Below are 24,948 nucleotides of genomic sequence, written 5' to 3'. Positions count from 1 at the left end.
AGACGGTCTATGAACGTTGTCATTCTCGCTGCCGGTATGGGCAAACGCATGCAGTCGGCACTGCCCAAGGTATTGCACCCGCTGGCTGGCAAGCCGCTGTTGTCGCACGTCATCGACACGGCGCGCGGCCTGGCGCCGTCCCGATTATGCGTGATTTACGGGCATGGGGGCGCCGCCGTGCTGAAGTTGCTCGACGGCTACAAGAGCAGCCATGCCCTGACGATCGACGCCGCCGAGCAAACGCAGCAGCTGGGCACCGGCCATGCGGTGCAGCAAGCGGTGTCCTTGCTCGATGACAGCGTGCCGACCCTGATCCTGTACGGCGACGTGCCGCTGACCAGCGCCGCTTCCCTGCAGCAACTGGTGCAGGCGGCCGGCAACGACAAGCTGGCCATCTTGACCGTGGAACAGGACGATCCCTTCGGCCTGGGCCGCATCGTGCGCGACAATGGCGCCATCGTGCGCATCGTCGAGGAAAAGGATGCCACGCCAGAAGAGCGCGCCATCCGCGAAATCAACAGCGGCATCATGGTCGCGCCCACCGTGCAGCTCAAACAATGGTTGTCGGCCTTGTCGAATGACAATGCGCAGGGGGAATACTATCTGACCGATATCGTCGCCCAGGCCGTCGCCGATGGCGTGGCCGTCACCTCGGCCCACCCGGCTGCCGTGTGGGAAGTGGCGGGCGTCAACAGCAAGGTGCAACTGGCGCAGCTGGAACGCATCCACCAGAACAATATCGCGCAAGCGCTGCTGGAACGGGGCGTGACCCTGCTGGACCCGGCCCGCATCGACGTGCGCGGCGAACTCATTTGCGGCCGCGATGTCACCATCGACGTCGGCTGCGTGTTCGAAGGCAGCGTCGAACTGGGCGACGGCGTGCGCGTGGGCGCCAACAACGTCATCATCAACGCCACGGTGGCCGCTGGCGCGCACATCAAGCCGTTTTGCCATATCGAGGACGCCGTCGTCGGTGCCGCCTCCATCATCGGCCCCTACGCGCGGCTGCGCCCCGGCACGGTCCTGGCGGAAGACGTGCATATCGGTAACTTCGTCGAAGTGAAAAACAGCCAGATCGCCGCGCACAGCAAGGCCAACCACCTGGCCTACATCGGCGACGCCACCATCGGCTCGAAGGTCAACATCGGCGCCGGCACGATCACCTGCAACTACGATGGCGTGAACAAGTTCCGCACGGTGATTGAAGACGACGCCTTTATCGGCAGCGACAGCCAGCTGATCGCGCCCGTCACCGTCGGCAAGGGCGCCACCCTTGGCGCCGGCACGACCTTGTCGAAAGATGCGCCGGCCGGCAAGCTGACGGTCTCGCGCGCGCGGCAAGTGACCATCGACGGCTGGACGCGCCCCGTGAAAATCAAGAAGTAAGCGCCACGTTCCATTTTGCACACAGGCAGGCCGCGCGGCCTGCCTTTTTTATTTGTGGATAACTATGTGGGTAAGCGGCTGCACAAGTGGCGGATAAGTCTGTGTGCAAGCCCGTGCATAAGCTGTTGGCAAGTTGCTTCCTACCGCCTGGCATGCGCCTGTCGCTGCCTTTTTCTTCGATTGCCGCTCGCCGCAAGCACCGCAGCGGCATTTATCCCCGTATTGTGGATAAGTCTGTGCGTAAGCCTGCGGATAAGCGCTGGATAGTCTGGGTACAAGTGGGGATAACTGTCTTTTTGCCACCGGCTTGTCTATTGTTGTTGTGGGTAAGCCTGTGGAAAAGCGCGTGAATAGGCGGTGGATAGCATGTGTGCAAGTACTGCCATTGATCAGGGCAGGCCTGGCCCGGCATCGGGATACACGGCGTTGCGCTGGTCCAGGTGTTGCAGGCGTAGCAGAAGGGAAGAATGTGAGGTTGGGCAAAACCTGAGCGATTCCCGACTGATGCAGTCGGGAATGCGGAGCCATCAGGCGGGCAGGCGCAGGGCGAAGCTGATGGTGCCGTTGTTGCCGGCACTGTCGAGGGTGACCTGGCCGCCGTGCAATTCGGCGATGCGCTGAACCAGGTACAGGCCCAAGCCTGCGCCAGGCTTGTGCTGGGCGATGCGGCCGCGGAAGTATTTCTGGAACAGGCGCGGGATTTCATCGGCAGGCAGGGGCTCGCCCGCATTGCTGACGACGATTTGCACGCGGCCGTCCCCGAGCGTGGTGGCTTGCACGCGAATCGCCTGGGTCTGCGGCGCATGCCGGTCAGCATTGCTGAGCAGGTTGCGCAGGGCCACGCGCAGCAGGCTGGCATCGGCCACGACGCTGTCGGGCAGCGCCTGCACGCTGGCATCGATGCGGCCATCGGGCCATTCGGCCAGCACGGCGCGCAGCAGGGCGCGCAAGTCGCATGGCTGGGGACGGAACGTCGCCGCGCTCGTTTCCATGCGGTCGGCGCTCAGGTATTCATCCACCAGCGCCGTCATGCGGCCGCTCGCTTCGCGCAAATTCTGGCAGCGCTGCAAGGTTTTTTCCCGTGGCGCCTCCGTGTTGCGGGCAATTTGCTGGGCCGTGGTGTTGATGATGGCCAGCGGCGTGTGAAATTCATGCGACACCATGGCAACGAAATCCTGCTGTTCTTCGCGCGTGCGGGTTTCCACTTCCAGGGCGGCACGCAATTCGCCTTCGAGTGCGGCGCGCCGGCCGATTTCCTGTTGCAGCGCCAGCGTGCGTCGCGCCACCTGCTCTTCCAGGCGTTCATTGAGTGCGCGCACGGCACGCACGGCGTCGGCCTGTGCCCTGTCCTTGGCGCGGCGCAATTCCGCGTAGCGGCGGTTGAGGCGCAGGCTCATCAGCATCATGTGGACAAAGGCGCCCAGGGTGGCCGCATGGTTGGTCCAGAAATTCGGCGGCACCACGGCCATGTTGCGCAGGAAGCTGATGATGACACCGGCGTAGAAGATGCCGAAAATGAACAGAAAGGCATGCGCCGGGCGATGGCCGCGCAGCGCCAGCCAGCTGGCCAGGCCGATGAACAGCACGATCAGCGGCAAGGCCGTCATTTGCACCACCAGCACGCCTGCAGCATAGTCGCCGCGCAGCACCAGCAGCGCCCCGAACAGGGCGGCGGCGGCCGTGATGCCCACCACGGCACGGCTGAAACGGGGATACAGGGCGGGCAGCTCCAGTTGCAAGGTGGAAAAACGCGCGCCGACGGCAATCGACATGGCCATCGATACGCCCAGCATGGGGTCGGACAAGCCGTTCGGCATGGCGAAGATTTGCTGGGGAATGGCGATCGTCAGCGCTTCCGTGGTGGCATTCGTCAACACATACAGCAGGTACCAGCCGCTGTGGGCTTCGCGTGTCATGCGCCAGAAAAAGATATGGAACAGGATCAGCAGCAAATAACTGCCAAACTGCAAGCCGTAATACAGGTATTCGCGGCGCGAGGAAGCGTCGAAGCTGGCGCTGGGCAATAACGTCAGCTCCGTCGACATGGCTTTCTTGGTGTGCAGGCGCACCAGCCAGCGCTGTGGCTGATCCGCTTGCAGCTGCACGGGAAACACCACCTGGCGCGCATCGATGGGCCAGGCGTCGCGGATCACATCGGCGCCCGCCTCTTGCCGCAGCCAGTGTCCGGCCTGATCCTGGCGATACAGGCGCACGTCATCGAGTACGGCGTTGCTAAAACGCAATACCCATTCATCGGGCGACTGCGCCGCGCGCGTCACCTCCAGGCGCAGCCAGATGGCATCCTGCGTGTAGCCGGCACTGACGGCGCCAGGCAGGGTGCGCCAGCCGGGTGCGCTCAGCGCGGCTTCCGGACCCAGCTGGCCGGAAGTATCGCGCAGCATCTGCATGTGGCCGCTGGCCGACACGGGCTGCCCGCTGGCTGGCAGCAGCAGTGGCGCCGATACGGGCGCGGCCACGCCGGCCAGCGCTTGCAGGGTGGCGAAGAACAGAACAATGGCGAACAGGATTTTCATGGCGCAGGAGCTTACCATGCGGGGCATGACGCCCCTGCGGCTTGCTATTACCTGCCCAAGAGCGCCGACCTGGATGAACTGGCGGCCACCCTGAGCGCGCTGGCGCGGCGCCTGGGTGAACCGGCCGCTGCTGCCATCGCAGCGCCCGTCACGGCCTGAGTGCTGGAACTGGGGCCGCGCCGCCTGCTGCCGCCCGGAGGCGACGCCATTGCGCTGTCACAACAGGATGTGACGGTGCTGCACGTCCTGATGGCCGAACCGGAGCGCATCGTCAGCCGCCAGCAGATCGTCCAGTCGCTGGGCGAGAATTTCCTCTTGTTCCCTCCGCGTGCGGCTGTGGATAAGCCTGTCGACAAGTGGTGCAAAAGCCTGTTGGCAAGCTGTGTGAAAGCGGTGCAAAAGTCACCGTGGCAATGCCTGGCTCGTGGGTATGAAAGAGTGGCAGCACGCTTGCCGGGGCACGGCCCCGTCCAGTCTGACGATGGCTGGAGAAAAATCGTCCCGCCATCGCTCATAGAGCCTGGCCTGCTTGTGTATAAGCCTGTGCAAAAGTGCCGTATAAGCGGTGCGCAAGACGCGTATAAGCATGTGGGCAAGCGGTGGATAATCGGCACATGGAAAATCAGACAGCGATGCGCGTCTCGAACTTGCTGCGAAACGTGGAAAAATAGCTTTTCACGTTGCGCACATTCGCATGCGCGGCAAACAGGCGGTGCGCCAGCGCGTGATACGCGGGCATGTCGGCCACCTGCACCATCAGCACGAAGTCGGGCCCGGGCGAGACGCGGTAGCATTGCAGCACCGCCGCTTCCTGCGCCACCAACTCTTCGAATTCCGCCATGCGTTCCGCCGCTTGCACGTCGAGCGTGATTTCCACGATGGCCGTCAGGCGCGCACCCACCAGCTGCGGCGCGACGATGGCCACTTGTCGCTCGATGACGCCGCTTTCCCGTAAATGTTTGACGCGTCGCAAACACGTGGGCGCCGAGACATGCACCGAGCGCGCCAGTTCACTGTTGGTTTGCGATGCATCAATTTGCAAGGCGTTCAGGATGCGACGATCAATCTCGTCTAGGGTAATGTTGTGTTCGCTCATGATTTTGATGAATTGAGAAATATATCGAGTTTAAATGAAATAATATTTCATCGTAAAATAGTCGTGAAATATTCAGTCAAAAATATACGGATTTAGAAAGCATATTTCATGCACTCTGCATTAGCATGCGTGCATTGATGAATTTTTAGACAGAGGTTTCCATGTGCGGCATCGTCGGCGCGGTAGCGCAACGTAATATCACTCCCATCCTGCTCGAAGGCTTGAAGCGCCTGGAATACCGTGGCTACGATTCCTGCGGTATCGCCCTGCACGCCGACGGCCGTTTGCAGCGTTCGCGCTCCACCTCGCGCGTGGCCGAGCTGGAAAAGCAGATCGCCGAAGAAGGCTTGAGCGGTTTTACGGGCATCGCCCACACGCGCTGGGCCACGCATGGCGCCCCTGTCTCCTTCAATGCCCATCCGCATTTTTCCCCAACGGAGGAGAACGCCCGCGTGGCGCTGGTGCATAACGGCATCATCGAAAACCATGACGAACTGCGCGCGGAACTGACGGCCCTCGGCTACGTCTTCCAGAGCCAGACGGATACGGAAGTGATCGCCCACCTGGTCGAGCACATGTATAACGGCGACCTGTTCGAGACCGTGCAGCAGGCCGTGAAACGTCTCGACGGCGCGTATGCGATCGCCGTCTTCTGCCGCGACGAGCCGCACCGCGTGGTGGCCGCGCGCCAGGGCTCGCCCCTGATCGTCGGCCTGGGCAATGGTGAAAACTTTGTCGCCTCCGACGCCATGGCGCTGGCCGGCACGACGGACCAGATCATCTATCTGGAAGAAGGCGACGTGGTCGACCTGCAACTGTCGCGCTGCTGGATCGTCGATGTCGATGGCAAGCCTGTCGAGCGCGAAGTGAAAACCGTGCATGCGCACACAGGCGCGGCCGAGCTGGGTCCGTACCGCCACTACATGCAGAAGGAAATCTTTGAACAGCCGCGCGCCATCGGCGACACGCTCGAAGGTGTGACGGCCATCATGCCGGAACTGTTCGGCGACAAGGCCTATGCCATCTTCAAGCAGATCGACCGCGTGCTGATCCTCGCCTGCGGCACCAGCTCGTATGCGGGCATGACGGCGAAATATTGGATCGAAGCGATTGCGAAAGTGCCCGTCAGCGTGGAAGTGGCCAGCGAATACCGCTACCGCGACAGCGTGCCGCACCCGAACACGCTGGTGGTGACGATTTCGCAAAGCGGCGAGACGGCCGACACCCTGGCCGCCCTGAAACATGCGCGCAGCCTGGGCATGCATCACACCTTGACCATCTGTAACGTGGCCACCAGCGCCATGGTGCGCGAATGCGCGCTGGCCTACATCACGCGCGCCGGCGTGGAAGTGGGCGTGGCGTCCACCAAAGCCTTCACCACGCAGCTGGCGGGCCTGTTCCTGCTGACCCTGTGCCTGGCGCAAGTCAATGGCCGCTTGAGCGAAGAACAGGAAGCGGCGCACCTGAAAGCCATGCGCCACCTGCCCGTCGCCATCGCGTCCGTGCTGGCGCTGGAACCGCAAATCATCGCCTGGTCCGAGGAATTCGCACGCAAGGAAAACGCCCTCTTCCTGGGCCGCGGCATGCACTACCCGATCGCCCTGGAAGGCGCGTTAAAGCTGAAGGAGATCTCGTATATCCACGCCGAAGCGTATCCGGCCGGCGAGCTGAAGCACGGCCCGCTGGCTCTGGTGACGAATGAAATGCCGGTCGTCACCATCGCGCCGAACGACGCCCTGATCGAGAAGCTGAAATCGAACATGCAGGAAGTACGCGCCCGTGGCGGCCAGCTGTACGTCTTTGCCGACGTCGACTCGCGCATCAGCTCCGGCGAAGGCTTGCACGTCATCCGCCTGCCCGAGCACTACGGCGACCTGTCGCCGATCCTGCATGTGGTCGCGCTGCAATTGCTGGCCTACCACACGGCACTGGCGCGCGGCACGGATGTGGACAAGCCGAGGAATCTGGCCAAGTCGGTGACGGTGGAGTAAACGTCACATGGGAGGACACCAGTATTCCTGCTCAATAAAGTCGTAAATGGTTCATTAAAGTCGTAAATTAGCCATTAAAGTCGTAAATTGAGTAGGAGGGCGGGAGACTTGATCGAACATTGACGTACTTAGTTTTGGAGCCAAGTTCTAATTTACTCATAGATGACATAAGGATTGAAAATCCTTGTGTTGGTGGTCCGATTCCGCCCCGAGCCACCAAGAACAGTGTCAAACAGAACGCCAACCCATGCAGGTTGGCGTTTTTGTTTTCAGGACAGAAAGTCCTCACGTCCGGTCTATTTCCGGAACCACATCCCTCCCTCTTGCGAAGTCACTGTACACCCCTCTTTACAAAGCCGAGAAACCTTTGCGCTCATTCAAAGCTGTCACCAGTGGACATGTATAGTCTTCGAGCGGTAAGCTGAGGAAATTATTGTTTTCACATGTACCAGTATCGCTATTTCGGCTTCAGCGAAAAGCCTGCTTTTCCCCTAACTTGCGAAACACTTACCTTGATCAATGGCCTACATTAATCCGCAGACCCAGAGTCTGAAGCTTTGCTTCCAAAGTCACTATTCATTGCCGTATTTCCAACGCGAATATAAGTGGGAGTCACGGCATATGGCCGAGATGTTGAATGACATCCAAAATGCCTTCCTACTGAATTACGAGCCAACGCACGCCAGAAAAGAGGTATCTGGTTACTCGTCATACTTCTTGGGATCGATCATTACTTCGGCTGAAAAGGATGGCAAGAAACCGCTAATCGACGGCCAACAGCGCCTTACATCGACATTCCTGCTGCTTGCGTACCTTGAACGCTACCGCCGCGACAACCAAGTACAAAATGCTTTAGATCTCTCCACACTCCTCGGAAGTGTAAGCTTTGGGGCCATGGACTATTCAATTGAGTTCTCGGCGACGCGGAAATCCATTTTCGATTGCTATTTAGATAACTCAAAACCGGTCGATGATGCAATGCGCGATGCAGAGGAGGTCCCAGACCTGAACGATGGGGATAGGAAATTGCTCGATGCACTCCGAACAACTGAAGGCCTCCTTGATCAGAAAGTACGCACTGCCATCGCGTACTTCATAGACTACGTCGTAGAGCGTGTACTGTTAATCGACATTTCGGTCGCGAGTGAGTCGGAAGCACATCGAGTGTTCGTCACTATGAATGATCGTGGCCTGCGCCTGGGCCCGATTGACCTGCTAAAAGGTCAAATTCTATCCAAAATACCAGTCGCCGCAGATGCCCAATCTTGCCACACCGCTTGGGTGCGAACGATCAATCAACTTCGCGCACTAGACCCAGAGGAAGATTCGCTTTTCTTCCGCAATCTGTTCCGAGCAAAATGGGCAGACACAATGCGCGGAAAATCCAAGGGTGATGCAGCTGGAGACTTTGACATCATCGGCGAGGCTTACCATCGCTGGTTTGAATCAAATACTACTCGAATGGCGATATCAACTGGAGATGATTACGTCCGTTTTGCTAGAGATGACATTCCAAAATTTGCTGATATCTATGCATTTATCAAGAATGCAGAGATGGAGCTCAAACCAGGATTCGAATGTATCTATTTTAATGCCGCTCGAAAGTATAGTTTCCAATCCATGGTCCTCCTTGCGGTCGTAAAGGTTTCCGATAACACAACAGATTGGCAGAAGAAAATCGCGCTTGTTGCAAGACTCATTGATGTCATTCTCACGACCCGCACGATCGAAGGCAAGGAAAACAACTACGACAACTTGAAGGAACTATCGTTTGTCTTAGCTCGTGATATCCGCGATAAGGATTACGCTGCGCTGTTGGCCTACGTGCAGGCAGAGTGGCCAAAGTACATATCTCTCCTGCCGGATCTCGCCAAGCTGAAATATGCAAGGGCAGATCGATCAGACATCCTGTACTTGCTGGCAAGGATCGCATGCCATCTTGAGGATGCTTTCTCGCTTACGAACCGCGTTGGCTTCACAACATATTGGCAACGCGACCGAGGCATGAAAACGTTCGATATCGAACATCTCTTGAAGGAACCATTCGACACAGCAGCCTTGCCGGCCATACATGGTTTTTCGGATGCAAAAGACTACGACGGGTCTCGGAACTTGTTTGGCGCGCTGGTGCTCTTGCCTCGATCAAGAAATCGCTCGCTGCAAGACAAAGCATATCGCGATAAATTGGCCGCCTATGCCACAGAAAATGTCCTTGCACAGACCTTGTGTGATGCTTTGTATCAAAACAATCCAAACGTGACAGCGTACATTCAAGCAAATTTGAACATAGGTCTTGCCGCCATCTCAGATTTCTCGAAGGATAATATTGTGCATCGTGCCGACGCTTACGTTGCAGTCGCACAGCAGGTCTGGCAAACGCCGTAAGTAGTACCCTTGTCAGGGCGCGAGAGCAACATCCCGACTAACATCGATTCATGAATCGACCGTGCCTTCCGGTATATATCATTTTGATGGTTGAATCCAGCCAAAGCCCAAGTCCTCACAAGGTCTTGGGCTTTTTTTATGACTACAGAGAAAGGACTTCCAGCAATGATGAACCGCGGTGCAGTCACGCCAATCGTGATTTACGCCATTCGCAATGATTTGACGCTGATGATTTTGGCCATCATAGCCTGTAGCAGTTCCTCAATCAGATTTCTGAGAGCGGAATTCCGTTGGCAGAGCTCGGAAACGTTAACATAGAAACCACCCATCACATCTTTCTCGATGCCCCGGAGACGTACTCTGATCGGTTGCCCCAGCTTCGCGTCCGAGGCAATCAAGCAGACCGCCCAACCAATGTTTTCACGCCATAGGAAATCACCAGTTTTATGGCCGATCGATCGAGCCACCTGATCGCGCAGGCATGCTTCCCACACCGGGACGAGGACGATGTCGATCTCGGTAAGCAATCGCGTTACAACGGGCGCTATCTCGGTAACGTATGACCGGGCTTCATCGATGCAGATCTTCCCGAGAAGATCTACGACCCGGCTTTGCTGCGCAGAAGCCAGCAGTTGCGGTGCGCTGAATACCTCCCTTAACGCAACCGCCTTGTCGATACTGGCGCCAATCCCTTGCCAGTTCGCGTTGCCCAAGGTTGCAACGAGCACCATCCACAGCGTGCCATCACCTACCACATTATCGAACGTCAACCGCCGATCGTTCGAGTAACGCAGTTCGACGGCACGCAATAGTCCGCCTGATCCAGCCCTCTTCCCACGGAAGAGTATGTTAAACACCTTCAGAGCCCACTTCTCTGCGACTTCCTGGCTTACCCAGCCCCTACGTTGACCTCGCAGGGCCACAGCAAGCGGGAACGATACCGCCTGAACCATTTGCGTCGCAGAGCATCGCTCTGCAAATTGCGGCGATGACATCTCGGTCAAGAAAGTGGTGATCTGTGCTGCCAACCGTTCCCGGAGGCGATCTTCAATTTGTGCAGATTGAGACTTGTCCACCAACCTCTCAAAATTTTTCTTGGAAGCGCCTTTGTCGTTGTCGTGCTGTGGCTCCTCGTAGGTTTCCTCGTCTTGAAATGCCGGTGAATCCACAATGTTGCGCTCATCGGAATCGAATAGCAGACGAATAATGCCAGTAAGCGACAACGAGCCTGCACCAGCCTTACCGAGATTTGGCAAGCCGTCGTGGGACGCCTTCATGTGTACGATCAGGTCTGCCGGATTGACGGGCGTAGCGGGAGTGTCATCCTTGGACTTGTCGATGCGCCCATATCCAAATCCGGGGTCAGGGAAAGCTGCGGCATCATTGAATAGAGCGAGCGCAACTTCTTGCAGATCGTCGAGCATCTGACGCTGCTCTGAGGAGGTCGCGCTTCGCTCCAGCCCTTTGAATGGCTCAAGCAGCCGAGCCGAGTGGCTCGCATGCTCCAGGGCGGCAACGTCATTCACCCACAAGGACAGTGTTCTCCATTGCTCAGTTCCACGAGAAATTTTCACAAAAGCAAATATCGTTGCCGTCGCAATAGTCTCTGGAAGTTCACACCCCCAAGACCCTACTGCTCCCTGCAAACGCTCCATAGGAAGACGAAGGTCACCGAGGAGGAGTTCAACAATCATGTCCGACTCGGGGGCCGGGGAGATTACCGCATGCAAAAGCCGGAATTCACGATCCAACAACAATGTCTTTAGTCGGAACACCAGTTCAATGGCATCTGGCTTGATCATATTGACCGACTTTGGCAAGAGCACATCCACCGGATCATGTGCTGGTGCGGCGAAGACACTGAGCACGCTTTCAAAGTCATTGAAATTGGGTTGGTCGTATGCGACCAGGGCCTCGATGTTGCCGCCATTGTCGGGGGCCTGTAGCCAGGCTGCAGCAGAACAGTTGGCAGAGCCCATGACAGCAGCCGGTCCACCAGGCCCGTCGAACCAGTAGAACTTCGCATGCATGGATCGATCTGCTGTCGCAGGAATAATGCGCAACTCAAGTGGAAGATCCTCCAGTTGGTCGGGCGCAAAACTGGCGTTCGCTGGTGTAAGCACCACCGTCGCCCGCTTCACACCGAAGGTCGAATGTGCCCAGCGTAAGAACGCACCAGATTCATCTGTCGATCCAGTGAGGATTTTCACTTCGTCAAACTGCCGACCGGCCCACCGTTGCGCGAGCGCTGAGGCCAAGGAAAGGCCCTGCCGACAGTACAACACGGCACTATCCGATTCCGAAGTTGCTGGTGTCAGGCTAAGCCATGGTATGTCCTTCATGCGACGTACAGCGTCTTGCTCAAGCCCATTACTGCTCCAGGACAGTACACTGTCGAGGAAAGAATGCAACCAGCCACCCTTATCGGCGTGACCAGGTCCCACTATCCAGGTAGAGCCTAATTCCTGGTTGCCCCCCCAACCCGAACTAGTGACATTGCCGCTACCCAGCATCACCAGCCCATCCTTCGGTCCAAGCCGCAAGAACACCTTCGGGTGAAATGCTCCCGAGTGGTTCGCGCCTGCAAGCAGGTAGTTCCTACCAAGGTGCCAGAGTTGCCCAGCCGCCAACTCCATTGAAACGGCGATTTGAGTTCGGTCCGCGAGCACTAGGATGTCGCTCGACCGCCCGGCCCAAAGATCAGGTAACACCACTTGTTCGAAGAATATGGGATCGAACGAATAGGTCAGCAACAAGGTCTTGTGAAACGACTGCTCGCGGCAAAAAAGACGTGGGTTCATATCCGTACTCCCTCGGACAACACCTTAAAGGCCCGTTTGAGGACCACGTCACCATCTGTAGTAATGCCGTCAGCATCGATCAACTTCAGCTGTCCGAGCCAGCCCAAGGCTTGCTGAATGCGTGATGCCGTGCGCCCAGCGGTGAAGCCCTTCCGCCGGGAATACCAATGGGCCCCCTCGGCTGTAAGCAGAGCGCCGTCCCGGCTGATATCGACTTGCAACCGCGACCATGTGATCTGTAAGTGCTGCTGCACCGTTCGGTAGGCGAGTTCGGCAGCGACCTCCCGGATTGGCCGATCCTCACGTTGGAAACGCTCTAGTTCGGGTAAGATAACATCACGCAGGCCCATCCGCCGCCAGCCCTGGTAAGAGAGGCTGCCGGACTCTTTATCACTCTCGCGCACAGTCGGGCCAACTCGAATGACTGCCAGAATCCAGGCAACGACGGCAAGGGTCAATGCGCCAGCGCCTGAAGTCAAGGCGCGCTTGCACAGCAGCGGCTCAATTAGGTTTTCACTCCAGCGGTTGATGCCATTGATGGTCACGCTATCAGCGGACAGGCGATCCTCGATGCGTCGATAAATCTCGCGGAATGACAGCGACGCGACTGATTCGACGGCGCCCAGCAAACCCAGATCACGCAAGACCAAATCGTGCTCGTCACTACGCTCCATCAGCCCCCCGACGATCACATCGCGCGTCACGCCGCCCGAGCCACCTTCAGGACTTGCCATGATCTCGTCCATCACTGCCGCGAGTACTGCCTCCTGTGTAACAGCGATGGCGTCCCGCACACAATAAGAAGTCCAGCCATCGGCCACTTGATCGAGCAGGGGTTCGCCAAAACGATTCATCGAACAAGCGGTATCGAACAGGTCGCTTTCGGTGGGGCGCGCCTTTAGTTTGGAGGCAAGCGACAGCAGCGCTGCGTAGGTGCTGATACGAGCACGCTCCTTGGCCAGAGGTCGAGCGGGAACGATGGCCGCCAGCAGTAGCTCGCGCTCGTCATCAGGAATTTGATCGATGCGCGTGACGGCTCCCAATTCACGTACGTCGTCGATCGATACCTGCGTCAGGTTCGGCTCGGCCATTAAGCGTTCGATCAGCGGAACACGCGCCAGCCGCTGATGCACCGTAAGGGCTAGGGGGAGGCCCCGTGTATCGACCAAAGCTGGTACCAGGTTTTCCCGCCTACTGCTCAGTCCGAGTTGATCAGAGGGACCCGCGTAGATCGTGGACGCCGGCGATTTTACGAGAGCAGAGACTTGCACTTGCGGTGTATTTTCGTCGAGGCGCGCCTGTGCCTGATCTGCCCCGATGAGGCCACTTATCGAACGATCTTGGGTCAGATTCCCGAGCACCAATGCAGACTCGATTCGGGCGGCGAAATCCGTGAAGGCTTGCCATTGGTCAGCCTTACCGCTCTGTCCGTAGCAATGGATGAGCCATGCTCGAAATGAGAGATATCGGATCGACGGCGTCACCGTGGTGACGCCGTCCAGCAAAGTACCACCGATGAACTGAACCGGTAGACGAAGACCGAGTAGGTCTAATCCACCAGTGATAACAGCTCCGCTATTGATCCAATCGGGCGCCTGGAGGCTTGTGGTGATAGTCATCTAATCCTCAGTCTTCATCTTCAGATGTCCCGTGTTCGGATGTGGTGAAGTTTCCTATATACATCCCATCGTAATACTGACACCTACAGAACCAATGGCACCTACGGCACCAACGGTGTGTATGAGCTTAATCACATCACTATCCTCGGCGCAGCAAAAAATGGACGATCCAATCCTTCGCTAGGTCACCGTACATTGTCCAACATGGAAATGTACTGATACCGCCGGCCGTCTTGACCGAGCAGTCAGTGCGAAATGGACGCGCATCCCGAGACGGCTTGCCAGTTTTTTGACCGGTAGCTGTTGATACCGACGTCGAATTACCCCAAGCTGCCAGAAATTTCTGCCCCACCCGAATGTTTGTAAACGAAGGCTTGGCGCAGAACCCGGCCGAGCGTGCATGGGGCAGTCAAAGTCGGCAGGGTGGATCAATATTCAATCGGCGCCAACATCATAGCTCATAAGCAACGTTCAATCTGATGTTTCCCTACTCATGCTTCATTCAAGAAAAGTTGCCTGAGCTCGGCAAAATAAAATAGATCACTGCACGGGCTTCATGATGTATCGTCGTAGGGAGTCGCCAAATGCCGGCGGAATTAAATAGACGATTCTTGTCCAGCAAGATGTCGCAAGCTCAACGCATGGCTCAGGAATTTTTTCATCGACGTTCTTATCTTGACGCTCAGATAGAAAGAGTCTAATGACCGACACCGCCAGTCTGTTCGAGGGAACCGGGACGCTAACCTGGCTTCCCGACGAGACACTATTTAGCCTTTGTAGCCGACACCATTACTTCTGGGGACGTCGGCTGGGAAGCGACACAAACACCATGTTGTTCGGTCACAGGCGCGGTGGTGCGCAGCATGATCTGCCGAGTTGTATCGATGAGTTCGTGGCTCGTACCAATGGGCAATTTGGCACCGCTGGGTATGTCTGTTCTGATCGAACTTTGCTGCGCTACTATCGCAAATTTATTGATCAGAGCGATGAAGACCGAGTGGTCGTCGTGCTACGCAGCGTATCAGTGGCGAACTTGAAATTTCAGATGGGAATTTTGACTAGCCGATTTCGTGCGAATCACCCACTCAAGGCTTGCGTCGACTGCATGGAGATCGACCGACACGCAGTTGGTTGGGCCTACTGGCATCTGGAACATCAATATCCAGGTGTATGGGTATGCCCTGTACATGGGCGCCTTCTTAATGAGTCAAATCTGAAGGCTAATGGCGTTGAGCGGTTTCTTTGGCATCTGCCAGATGTAGCTCATTTTCGGACTTTTGGTAGCGGGTTGGGCGCTGATATAGCACCGACCGGCACTTTGTTTCGAATATCCAAGCTAACGGTGGATCTGCTTCGAGACGAAACGTTGGGTCGCCTCGATGTGGCACAGTTGCATAGACTCTATCGAGCAGAACTCGATGGGAGAAATTTGCTGACCGCCAAGGGCGGGTTTCGACTTCGAGAGATTGCCAGTCAGTTTGAGGCTCATGTCCGGCCACTACGTCAATTACCAGAGTTTGCTGCGCTGCCAGCGACAGTTGATGAGGCCTATCATCAGCTTTCGCGTCATTTAAGAACCCCGAGAACTGGAACACATCCCCTGCGCCACATCGTGATGATCGATTGGTTAGTTGGAGATTGTGAGCGTTTCCTTGAGCGCTACGCTCAGGTCGTATCGAAGTGGCAGGTTCACGCTTCCCAAGGAAAACATGACGAATTTGAGCCGCACCTGGCTCTTCTACATGGCGACAAAAAGGAAGATTTGGCCGCACTTATCGAAGACCATGGCAGTTCCGTCCGTGCTGCCGCTGCTGAGCTCGGTATCGATACTGCGACTGCGATGGCATGGGCCGCACAAATGGGTATCCAGGTTTCACGTCGGCCGAAAAAGCTCAAACACGAGATTCGAGAATCCTTGATCACCCGGTTACGCGGAGGCGCCGAAAAGGCCGCCGTAGCAATAGAATTTTCGATATCCGTCGAAACCGTCACGCACGTGCTTCGTACTGAGATTGGCCTCCACTCGGCATGGAAAGAAGTACGTTTCCAGCATGCCTTGAATAATGCCCGTGCCTTGTGGGAAGGGCTGACGAGCTCGCACGCGCACCTCGGCATCAAGCTTCTACGGCGTATGCATCCTGCTACGTACGCTTGGCTCTATCGGAATGACCGGACGTGGCTTGTGGCACAGTCGCCAGCGCATGTGACTCGAACCTCCAAAGACTCTACATCAGTGCGATGGGACATGCGAGACGTGGATTTGAGCGCTGCGGTCGAGCGAGTCGCGTTGGCATTATCTTTGTCGCTGGGGACAAAAAAATTAATGCTCTGGCACCTCTATCAGGAGATACCGGAATTGAAGGCGAAGCTATCGTCTCTGAGTCGTTTGCCGCTGACTGTTTGGGCTATAGAGCGAGCTTTAGACCGGCGGGATCTGAAAGGTAGCCAAACACCCTTGGATTTCTGAGATTGTTCGCTCTGACGCCGGATTAACCCACGTGGGTGGGATTCTGTGGCCAAGTTGTAGATCTTGATGATGCCGTCAGAAATCGCATATAGACCGAGTCTTCGTGTTTTCAACCACCCTCACCAAGTATGAGCATGCCCGTTTTAGAACACGAGCCGCCGCAGCTACGGCTACAGCCAGAGATCGCTACGCACACTTCCGAGTTGACTGGCCAACTGGGCGACGCATGCCCAAATGCGTGCAGGTGGGACGGCTTCCAGATGAGCGGTTTCCTCGACCGCCATCACAACCACCTGCAGGGGCGTTTCGTCTAGGAAGTGTAGTAAATGGGATTTGTGGTTAGCCGGTACTTGGCCGGTAGCCAAAGCATGCTGTAACTGGTCGCTATGCAGTTCGCCCCTGTAACTGACACTAGCGTTCTTTGCCGCCATCCACAAGCCGCGCTTTTTCTCCCTGGCTTCGATCGATGGCGGGGAAAAACTGAGTCCGAGTACCCCGAGCAGCTTAACCACGCGCCCGAAACTCAAGTCACTAATAGTTCCAGCTTCCAGCTGCTGCACCGTCTGGCGCGACAGACCAGCCAACTTCGCTAAGCGTTGCTGCGTCAAACCGAGTGCCAGGCGACGGGCGCGGACTACTTTGCCGACTTCGTAGATATGCATGAGCTACCGTTCTGTGAATGTACAAAATATTTTACATCTGTTTGCAACATAGGCATAAAGGACATGCCGTCTTGAGCCCGGCGCCGAATCGCTCAATGATGGCATCATCCCCCTGGGAAGCGGCGTATTTTTTAAGCTGGGGCGAGCTGCGCGGCGCAGTTTCAGGGATGGAGGTAGTCGAGTCGGTTGACCTGGAGCTCTGTGATACTTGCCGGCCCATGGCGGAGCCAAATTACGCCGGTAGCGACATCCGCCCTACAGCCGGTGCAGGCTTCACGCTTACCTGCTCGCTGCAGCTCTCTATACGTCTATTTGACAAAAAGAACCTCGACTTCATAGTTTTAAATTACCAATATATTGTGAAGACTTCACGGTCTCCAACACGGAAGATTCTTACCAATATATTGGGAGAATTGCTTGGATCCAGCGATCGCTTATGGTCAGGTACTGCGTGTGCTCAGAAAAGAAGCGGGGATGTCGCAAGAGCAACTTGCATTCGCTGCAGACATTGAGCGAAATTTTGTGAGCTTGATCGAGCGTGGAATCAATCAGCCTACGGTTCGCGTCATTTTTAAACTGGCTTCTGCACTTCAAGTCTCACCTTCAAAGATGATTGGCTTAGTTGAGGAAAAACTTGCAATGTGACGTAATGGTAAATGTAGTTATTTAGAGCATTGCATTGGATAAGTTTTCGTGAAAAATCGTTGCGCTAAGATACCTCAAAACGCCGGTGATAGGACGTAACTTAATTTTCAAGATGTAGGTTAAAAACAAGAACGGCAGTTGATGATCGCGCTTTTCCCATTGCCCGACGAGCTGGATCGCTCATATTTAGGTCGCTTACTTCGTACCAATGGGCTAAGAACTGAAGCGGAAATTATAAGCTTGCTAGCGCAGTGGGCGAGCGTCGCAGAACCTTCAATTCAGGGAATTTGCTGCATCGACTTACTCGGCCGGGCTGCCCACATGGAGCTAATGCAATTCGTCCGTAGTCATAGCACGCTACCGCTGCGTAGAGCGATCACTTCCTATATGCCAGATCTGGCTCACGGAAATCCAGAGAGCCGATCAATGCTAAGGTTGACCGGCATGCGGTTGGCCCGCCCAGCAGCGTATTTTTGCGTTGATTGCGTTGACTCCGACCAAAAAACACACGGAATGAGTTACTGGAGACGGGATCATCAGTTACCAGGCGTGACATCTTGTTGGGAACATCGAACACCATTGCGATATGTTGACGACACCGAAGCATTTTTAAAGCCCCCATCACGATTTGAGAAAAATAGCCATGTCGTAGATGAAGTGTGGGCCAGATCGGACCTGGAACACGACGGAATCCAGCGCTTCTTGGCTATTTCACGCAAACTGATAAGCTTCGAGAAGCCCATAGCCGTAAAAATAGCGCGAGAAGTGCTGCACGAACGTGCATTGGATCGAGGGTGGAGTACGCACGCTGGGAGCTCCGAAAAAAAGCTATTGAGTGACCAAATTTTGATGGAGTTTCCGAGAGACTGGCTTGCGACAGTAGTGCCAGCGCTCGCCGAAAAGGCATTCGGGATTCCACTGAATCAAGTCGATGGCGTCTTGTATTTATCCACTTCGGCGTCCTCAGTTGCACCCTATATTTTGGCATGTTGTGTCTTGTTCGATTCAGCGGATCATGCGATTTTGGCTCTAACAACTGGCTCACCAGTCCTCCGGAGACGAAGGCCTCGCGAACCAAGTGTTCTCATGGATGACATTGAGCTTAAAAAATTATATGTACGCGCAAAAGGACAGTATAAATCTGTAATGTCCTATATATTGGGTAACAAGAATTCCAATACCACATTGACTCGCTTGCGGGTATTGGGTCTTCCAGATATCTCCTCCCAAGACGATCAATCGGTGCTGTTTTCAGCGGCGATTTCTTTCTTTTTGGATAAAAAATCGCTTGCTGAAAGTGCTTCGCTTGCCGGTGTTGATCTAGAGAAATTTGAGAATTTCATTCGACAAAGCGGCAGTAATCTGACAGCACTGCTGATGGAGATGAAGTCCCCTCGGCGCGGTCCGGGGACCGGTGTTCTGCGCATCAAACAACGTACACCGCGCGAAGTTCGAGCACAATACATCGTACACAATGACGATGAACTGTGCCTTACGGCATCATCTAAATGTAAAGTTTAAATTTCAGTTATGCCGCTCCAAAAAAGCGCCCAATAGCCATCGTCACGCGGCATGAGATCTTCAAAGCGAGACATCCGTTTTGGATCATTCGACAACAGCGCTGCGATGGCGGGTGCAAGAGGGGCAAGGTATGTGAGTGATGCTTTCCTGAAATCCTCCATTCTGAGGTCGTCGTCCTTACGTTCGAATGCGACGCGATGAGCTGCGATCCACAGGGCGATAATAATGCGAGGAAGGCCGCCCGTCAGTTCGATGATTAGTTGTCGGAATCCGACAGTCGAAGGCAGCTTCTTGAGAACGTATTGATATTCGCAAAGATGGGGGAAAAATACGTCGCAAAAGCTTGGGTCATCTGCATTTCGGAAGTGAGGAAAATGGTGATAGCCAGCCGTCACAATTCTCTGCGTTGTTGCTAATCGTTTTGTCAGCGCACCAACTCCGTCAGGAGTACCTGATAGAAATACGGGCATCTGCCACATGTTGGTGAAGTTCAATATCGATTTCAAGGCGGCATCTTCGATAATACGCAGTTCGCGACCCTCTTCGGTTTTCTTTGATTTGGCTCGCTGCTCAAGGGTTTGAATTTTGAACAGGTTTTGTATTTCGTCCAGGTGCAAGGCTCCAAGAAAATGGCTTAAGGCTACTTGTCGCCATTCATCTAGCATTTGAATGCCATTGCGGCGATTTTTGGAAAGCGCGGCGGCAAAGCGTGTGCCGTTTGTGGCACGGTCCCAGCTCATCATTAAATTTGCTGCCAGGTCTGCGGATCGGCCGGTCGCTGGTACATCAGTAGAAAGCCACACAACTTGTTTTAATCCGTTGGCCATATGAGGAAATGTGTCATGATGAATTACTTGGCGAGGATATAAATTGAAGCTGCGCAGTGCTGCTTCGGTCTTCCCAGCTCCAGATAAACCGACTGCAAGGGCTGCGCTTGCAGGCGCTCTTGGTGTGTTATAGGCGCCTGGCTCGCCACCGACCATGCGCCAAGTGTCTACCAAATCTGGATTACGATAACGATAGCTTTGACGAAGCATGAGATCGATGGTCGTGTGTAGTTTTGCTCCTTCAAGTGACGGGATGTGCAAGTCACGAAGACGCATCAAGTAATGTAAGCGTATATGAACCGGAATCTCCTTGAGGTTAGCCGGCCTGGGCGGCAATTGTAGAAGCTTCGTGAGAATTTCTGAACGCGACAAGATGGGCCCCAGACCTTGCGTCAGTCGATTACCTTCGTATGGGTCATAGATCATGAGCTCTCTCCTGCGGCGTTGACTGCCGCGAAGACATCTTTCATATGCTCCAAATAGGTGAGCTGCGCCTCGTCAACGGTGGCAGTCACTGCGGCAGACGGTACCGTGGGGGAAGTCACTGAGGTCTGGTTTTCTATCTGTCTGGATTCCATCATGGTGGGCACTTCTCCGCTGTACCGTTCAATTGCTTCCTCAGTAAGAGATCGGGCGTTGGCGATAAGTGCTTCAACCCTCTGATGCGATTTCATAGCTTGTAAAACTCTGGCGTGCTCGATGTCGGCGGCGTTCAGTTTCCCAACCATGAATGCGTCGAGCACTTCGTCGAATGTTTGTTCTCTGGACGCAATGGTCTGTTGAGAAAGGCGTAAATCCAGCAGACCAGAGCCTGCTAGGTTCGGTGTCCAGATGCGCGAGACGGATCCAGGAAAATGGCTAATATCAATATTCCAACTGCCGAAATTTCGTGCGTGCGCTGTCCATTGCTCATCGTTGATTTTTTCCGACTCATAGTGCAAACCGCAAAACCGAACACCGTTACTGGAGACTAATCCACGCTGTTGCGGCAGAAGTTCGCTGATGAGTTCTGACTGTGGAAACGCTCTGCGCGTACCGATTCCTACTTCGTGACCCCAGCGCCAAAGGCCCGCTGGGCTGGGCATCACACCTGCCGATGCCATGTGGGTATCGATCCGCTTTGTGCGGTTTGCCGTTAAATTATATTCTGCAAAAACAGTGTGCAAATATTCGGTGTATTCGCGCACCGTCAAGACGGCTTCGCGTGGATCAAAGCGCCGCAGTTCGTATTCTTTGCGACGTGCATCGATAGCTCCAGGCAGCCATAGATGTTGCCTGTCTTTTTCAATACGGTGCAGCACTTCGACTAGTCCCTTCAGGTCTGGCCGATATGGTGGTGCATAGCTCAGACATGGAATTAGCTTTATGCCGGTCTGGCGGGCGGCATGCGATAAATATTCCCCTCTGTCACACATCAGTACTGCGGGCATCGTCGGCGCGGGATACAGACTTAACATTGGTTCGTATTGCCATAGGTCAGCCAACAATGCAGGATCCGCAGCGGCGCTGAACAGGCTTACCTTGGCAGTATCCCAGCTTGGCCCGGTTAAACACACGTAGAATCCGACGATCGCAGTCGACCAAACATCCACGATAATGTAGACCACAGGACGACCAATGATCCAGGCTCTATTGACACTCGACCTGAGATAAATATCGCCGATTGTTGAGTCGATCGCCCAAGTATGGCCAGGACCTGCGACGCCTTTCCAGTTGCGACCGGTCATACCTCTTAAGCTGCGTGCGTAGTGGCCAGAGGTAGTCCGATCCAATAGTCGTTGGAGTCGCGGTACGTCGGTAGTCAGAACCCGCTTCACCTGACTACGGTTAGGATATTCTCCTTGCTTAAGTTCAAGAGGAACATGCAAGCCATTCTCCATGCGGTATCGCTTAACAAATTGACTGTCCAGGATGAATTTATAGCGGGCGGGAAAATCGGGCTTTGGACTTGGGATTTTTTTGTCAGCGATCATAATCCACTGACGCCATTCTGTACTCATTCCGGGCTGCGTGGGAGGTAGCATATTTCCGGATGCTTTAGCTGCATACTCCCCGATCGTTTTTCGTCCAGCTTTCTGACGCCCGTTCGGATCGCAAGGACGTGCGACCCCAGGAGCACCGCATCGATATCGGCGCGGCTTTAAGCTTATGGCAGAGAAGCCCAAGCGGCACAGAAGTGACCAGAGTTTGTAGATTAGCGACTTGCTTGCTCCCGTTCTTGCGGTTGCAGCATTAACTAAGCTTGCCACACCGCCGTCTTTTAGAATTGCGGAGCTCAATGTGTCAAAATCGAGAAAATCTGACATGACCGCGACTCGATGAACATACCGATCCTGATCTGACTTTGAGAGAGTGAATTGCTCGCGCTCGATGTCAACTACTTTGATCATATTGTCGCTTCTGAGGTCATCGAGCTGCGCATGGCCCACCCAGATCAGTTCGCCGACTAAGGGAAGTGGCGCCTGCTTTCTAGGAGACTTAGTCACGTCTTGCTTTTTTCTTCCCCGAGTTTTCCCATTCGGGGAGGTAGAGCCTGAGAGTCTCGCGAGAATGGTCTGGTTTATGCGCGGCGCGTCGAGCACAACGCGATATATGCCTTCCCACGCTCCCGACGTGATTTCAATGACTTGATTGTGGATTAGCATGACCAAGCTGACCTCCCCGAGGTGATAGGATTCAGTAGCCGAAATTCTGCCGGATCCAGCAGAGCGAGCGGTTCGTGCGGGCGCCAACCTCTACGCAGATCGATTGGCAGGCGGCCAGACCAGACCGCCTGCCAAAGGGCGAGTTGGGCTATGTTCTGGCTCCCAAACTCCGCAGCCAAATATTCCAGCGCAGCGGTCATAGATTTTCCGCGTAACCTATCAGCTGCCATGGCGACGAAGTCAATTCCTGGCTCATCCGCTTGAGGTCCCAGTGCCCAAGGCACACAATTACGAAGCGTATCCGCCACCAGCCCGTCATAAAGATCGGGTGTGACAAGTAACCACCGGACACCCCGTGCTTTCCAATACATATATTCGATAGCGAGCAGTTCCTTGGTACGTTTCTTATCAGCCGCACGATTGGGCTTGACGGCGACGGCCAGAAGCGTAAGTTTGCCGTCTGGTTGCCTTATGGTGAGCAGCAGATCTGTCGTCATCACCCAATTGACAGAACGTCCAGCACCGTTCACCTTGGGATGTTTAACCTGCAGCTCCATTGCAATGTTGAGTGAGCCAGCGTATTGACCTGCAATTGTCGAGTCATCGGGGGGCGATAGCTTGTGCTCACTTTCTTCCAAACTCAAAGGAAATTGCTCTCTGATGTCGGCTATGCCGACGATCATAGTGCAGAATAGAAATGTCACCCACTCAAGGTCACTGAGCAGCTCCCGTTGCCTACCTCGCCAATGTTGAAGATGAGAGCGGCCGGAACTGGCCGGGTCGCTGCGACCGACGCGATGCCAAGGCACATAATGTTCATTGGTGCCTTTGCCTCGTCCAAGGCGCCGGTAGCGGTCGAGCAAATCAGGGGTAAATCGTTTTTGGGTTTTCATCAAGGTTCCTATCGTCCAAAGAGCTGTTCGCGAATCACCGCTAAGTGCGGGAAAGACGAGCGCAGGTTCGCTACAAGCGTATTGCTGCGCAGGCCAATGAGTCGCGACGTAGCCGCAAACGTAAAGTGAAGGAAGAGGACGCACGAACCCACCCGCCCCGTGAAAAGAAGGGGCAAGGGTGTTGACAGTGGGTTCGGGAGAGACGATACTTGACGCAGGATGAGCCAATATCCATGCAGCAAATACAAAGCCCGAGAGTTGACGCTCTTGGGCTTTGGTCATTTACGGCCCCGCTTTTTTTGCTAAATCTGCGTGGCTAGGTCATAGGCCGCCTCCGGAATTAGGATCTTTATAGTCATTATGGGGAACAGACCCCGTTGGTTCGCCGGCCCTCGCAATAAAAGCCCGTTCCCTTTGTGCTGCGAGCCAAAGGGCAACGTCCCTTACGAGGGCAAACTTCCCTTTTCTGTGCTCAATTTCGAACACTGCGATGGGCACCGTTTTCCGTGACACCGCTTGCCTGAAGGCGTCTTTTGAGGCGTAACCAAGCACCAGCCGCAAGTTGTCGTTTGACACGATGGGGCCGTACCGATTCATCAGTTCTCGTTCAAGGACAACTGCGAGTGGTTCGTCAAAGAGAGGTTGGTGCATTTCACCTTCGTTGTTACGGTTGGTCACACCAAATACGGTTTTGGTTATACCAAATGTTAGCGTCACCCCTCAAAAAATACTAGGTCGTATATTTCAAGTAAAAGTTACTCTAGTTTTCTTAGAAAAAATAACGTAACTCATTGAAATAAAATGATTTAATGAAGATACTCTCCAATTTTGCTACAAGGTGCAAAACCAATGATGGAGGAAAATATAAGACGTATGCGCGCCACCATCAAACGAATCCGAACCATATATTGGTTTCAAGGTGTTCGGATACGCTTGGGAGCTCCGACGGCCTACGCCGTCGAACGTTTGATTGAGCCGGAAGGTTTCAGACAGAACAACGCAGGGAAATATTTCCATTCGAACAAGTGGGCATCATACCGACATGGTCTGACTACCCCGCGCGCAGCTCTGGTGGTTCGAGCGAATGACCTCGTACCTGGATCGGCCAAAGAACTCAACCACGTCCTATGGAAAGCCTTGGATGTCTCCTCCAATGCCTTACTTGACGGCCCTGGATGGTTACGGCAACTTGCTCCCGGACTGCAGCTCCTGATATTTACCGAAGATGATGAGGTTTGCACCTACGGTGGACGACCATTTTTCGCAAAACTTGAGGTGTACTGTCAATAGCGGACACTCTTGTTTCAAGCCGCCCGTAGCTGTTTGCTGAATTTTTCAGCGAACAATGCGGGCGGAACATTGCCGAGGCGCGAGTGGCGCCGCTGGCGGTTGTAAAAGCTTTCGATGTATTCCTGTATTGCAGCTTTCGCATCGGCCCGGGTCGCGTAACGTTGATGGTGCACCAGCTCGTTTTTC

General features: G+C 55.0%; 16 protein-coding genes. 7 read left to right on the top strand and 9 right to left on the bottom strand.

Annotation, left to right across the window (positions count from 1 at the left end):
- Positions 1 to 9: 9 nt before the first annotated feature.
- Positions 10 to 1,386: a bifunctional UDP-N-acetylglucosamine diphosphorylase/glucosamine-1-phosphate N-acetyltransferase GlmU gene (gene glmU / locus O0882_RS18700; RefSeq protein WP_289950389.1), complete on the top strand. Its 1,377-nt coding sequence runs from the start codon at positions 10 to 12 to the stop codon at positions 1,384 to 1,386.
- Positions 1,387 to 1,913: 527 nt separating this feature from the next.
- Here the strand turns inward: glmU and O0882_RS18695 are convergent.
- Positions 1,914 to 3,920, bottom strand: a complete 2,007-nt coding sequence (locus O0882_RS18695; RefSeq protein ID WP_289950388.1) for a sensor histidine kinase — start codon at positions 3,918 to 3,920, stop codon at positions 1,914 to 1,916.
- Between O0882_RS18695 and O0882_RS18690 the strand changes: the two genes are divergently transcribed.
- Complete coding sequence (locus tag O0882_RS18690) at positions 3,876 to 4,079, top strand: hypothetical protein (RefSeq protein WP_289950386.1); 204 nt, start codon at positions 3,876 to 3,878, stop codon at positions 4,077 to 4,079. The two genes, O0882_RS18695 and O0882_RS18690, sit on opposite strands and share 45 nt — an antisense overlap.
- Positions 4,080 to 4,542: 463 nt before the next feature.
- Here O0882_RS18690 and O0882_RS18685 read toward each other — a convergent pair whose 3' ends face one another.
- The gene (locus O0882_RS18685; protein WP_289950384.1) at positions 4,543 to 5,016 is read right to left on the bottom strand and encodes an Lrp/AsnC family transcriptional regulator; all 474 of its coding nucleotides are present in this window, start codon (positions 5,014 to 5,016) and stop codon (positions 4,543 to 4,545) included.
- Positions 5,017 to 5,177: 161 nt separating this feature from the next.
- On the opposite strand from O0882_RS18685, the gene glmS reads away from it, so the two are divergent.
- Together glmS and O0882_RS18675 are read left to right on the top strand one after the other, a co-directional pair.
- Entirely contained in the window at positions 5,178 to 7,007 is a 1,830-nt protein-coding gene (gene glmS, locus O0882_RS18680) for a glutamine--fructose-6-phosphate transaminase (isomerizing) (RefSeq protein WP_289950383.1), read from the top strand.
- A gap of 519 nt (positions 7,008 to 7,526) precedes the next feature.
- The gene (locus tag O0882_RS18675) at positions 7,527 to 9,392 is read left to right on the top strand and encodes a DUF262 domain-containing protein (RefSeq protein WP_289950381.1); all 1,866 of its coding nucleotides are present in this window, start codon (positions 7,527 to 7,529) and stop codon (positions 9,390 to 9,392) included.
- Between the two features lie 200 nt (positions 9,393 to 9,592).
- Here O0882_RS18675 and O0882_RS18670 read toward each other — a convergent pair whose 3' ends face one another.
- The gene (locus O0882_RS18670) at positions 9,593 to 12,193 is read right to left on the bottom strand and encodes a phospholipase D-like domain-containing protein (RefSeq protein ID WP_289950378.1); all 2,601 of its coding nucleotides are present in this window, start codon (positions 12,191 to 12,193) and stop codon (positions 9,593 to 9,595) included.
- The gene (locus O0882_RS18665; protein ID WP_289950376.1) at positions 12,190 to 13,812 is read right to left on the bottom strand and encodes a hypothetical protein; all 1,623 of its coding nucleotides are present in this window, start codon (positions 13,810 to 13,812) and stop codon (positions 12,190 to 12,192) included. Before O0882_RS18665 ends, O0882_RS18670 begins: the two co-directional genes overlap by 4 nt.
- 700 nt (positions 13,813 to 14,512) lie before the next feature.
- Between O0882_RS18665 and O0882_RS18660 the strand changes: the two genes are divergently transcribed.
- Complete coding sequence (locus O0882_RS18660; RefSeq protein WP_289950374.1) at positions 14,513 to 16,279, top strand: TnsD family Tn7-like transposition protein; 1,767 nt, start codon at positions 14,513 to 14,515, stop codon at positions 16,277 to 16,279.
- Positions 16,280 to 16,449: 170 nt separating this feature from the next.
- Here the strand turns inward: O0882_RS18660 and O0882_RS18655 are convergent, their stop codons facing one another.
- On the bottom strand, positions 16,450 to 16,941 hold the full coding sequence (locus O0882_RS18655; RefSeq protein WP_096232893.1) for a helix-turn-helix transcriptional regulator: 492 nt from the start codon (positions 16,939 to 16,941) through the stop codon (positions 16,450 to 16,452).
- Positions 16,942 to 17,358: 417 nt separating this feature from the next.
- Here O0882_RS18655 and O0882_RS18650 point away from each other — a divergent pair, with 417 nt between their 5' ends.
- Both O0882_RS18650 and O0882_RS18645 read left to right on the top strand, forming a co-directional pair.
- Positions 17,359 to 17,586, top strand: coding sequence for a helix-turn-helix transcriptional regulator (locus O0882_RS18650; protein ID WP_289950368.1), 228 nt, complete (start codon positions 17,359 to 17,361; stop codon positions 17,584 to 17,586).
- Positions 17,587 to 17,727: 141 nt separating this feature from the next.
- Complete coding sequence (locus O0882_RS18645) at positions 17,728 to 19,107, top strand: TniQ family protein (protein WP_289950366.1); 1,380 nt, start codon at positions 17,728 to 17,730, stop codon at positions 19,105 to 19,107.
- On the opposite strand, the gene O0882_RS18640 is transcribed toward O0882_RS18645, so the two are convergent.
- From O0882_RS18640 to O0882_RS18625, 4 genes are all read right to left on the bottom strand, one after another.
- A complete protein-coding gene (locus O0882_RS18640; protein ID WP_289950364.1) occupies positions 19,104 to 20,360 on the bottom strand; it encodes an AAA family ATPase in 1,257 nt (418 codons plus the stop codon). The genes O0882_RS18645 and O0882_RS18640 overlap by 4 nt on opposite strands.
- Positions 20,357 to 22,420 carry a transposase gene (locus tag O0882_RS18635; protein ID WP_289950363.1) on the bottom strand — a complete coding sequence of 688 codons (2,064 nt, stop codon included), beginning with the start codon at positions 22,418 to 22,420 and terminating at the stop codon, positions 20,357 to 20,359. The genes O0882_RS18640 and O0882_RS18635 overlap by 4 nt, the downstream gene beginning before the upstream one ends.
- Positions 22,421 to 22,572: 152 nt before the next feature.
- On the bottom strand, positions 22,573 to 23,472 hold the full coding sequence (locus O0882_RS18630; protein ID WP_289950361.1) for a TnsA endonuclease N-terminal domain-containing protein: 900 nt from the start codon (positions 23,470 to 23,472) through the stop codon (positions 22,573 to 22,575).
- Between the two features lie 1,304 nt (positions 23,473 to 24,776).
- Positions 24,777 to 24,948: IS3 family transposase (locus tag O0882_RS18625; protein ID WP_289950838.1), on the bottom strand; the 172-nt coding region annotated here is incomplete at its 5' end.

The organism is Janthinobacterium sp. SUN073 (assembly GCF_030397665.1).
Lineage (GTDB): Bacteria > Pseudomonadota > Gammaproteobacteria > Burkholderiales > Burkholderiaceae_D > Janthinobacterium.
This window is presented reverse-complemented; position numbering and strand designations above follow the sequence as displayed.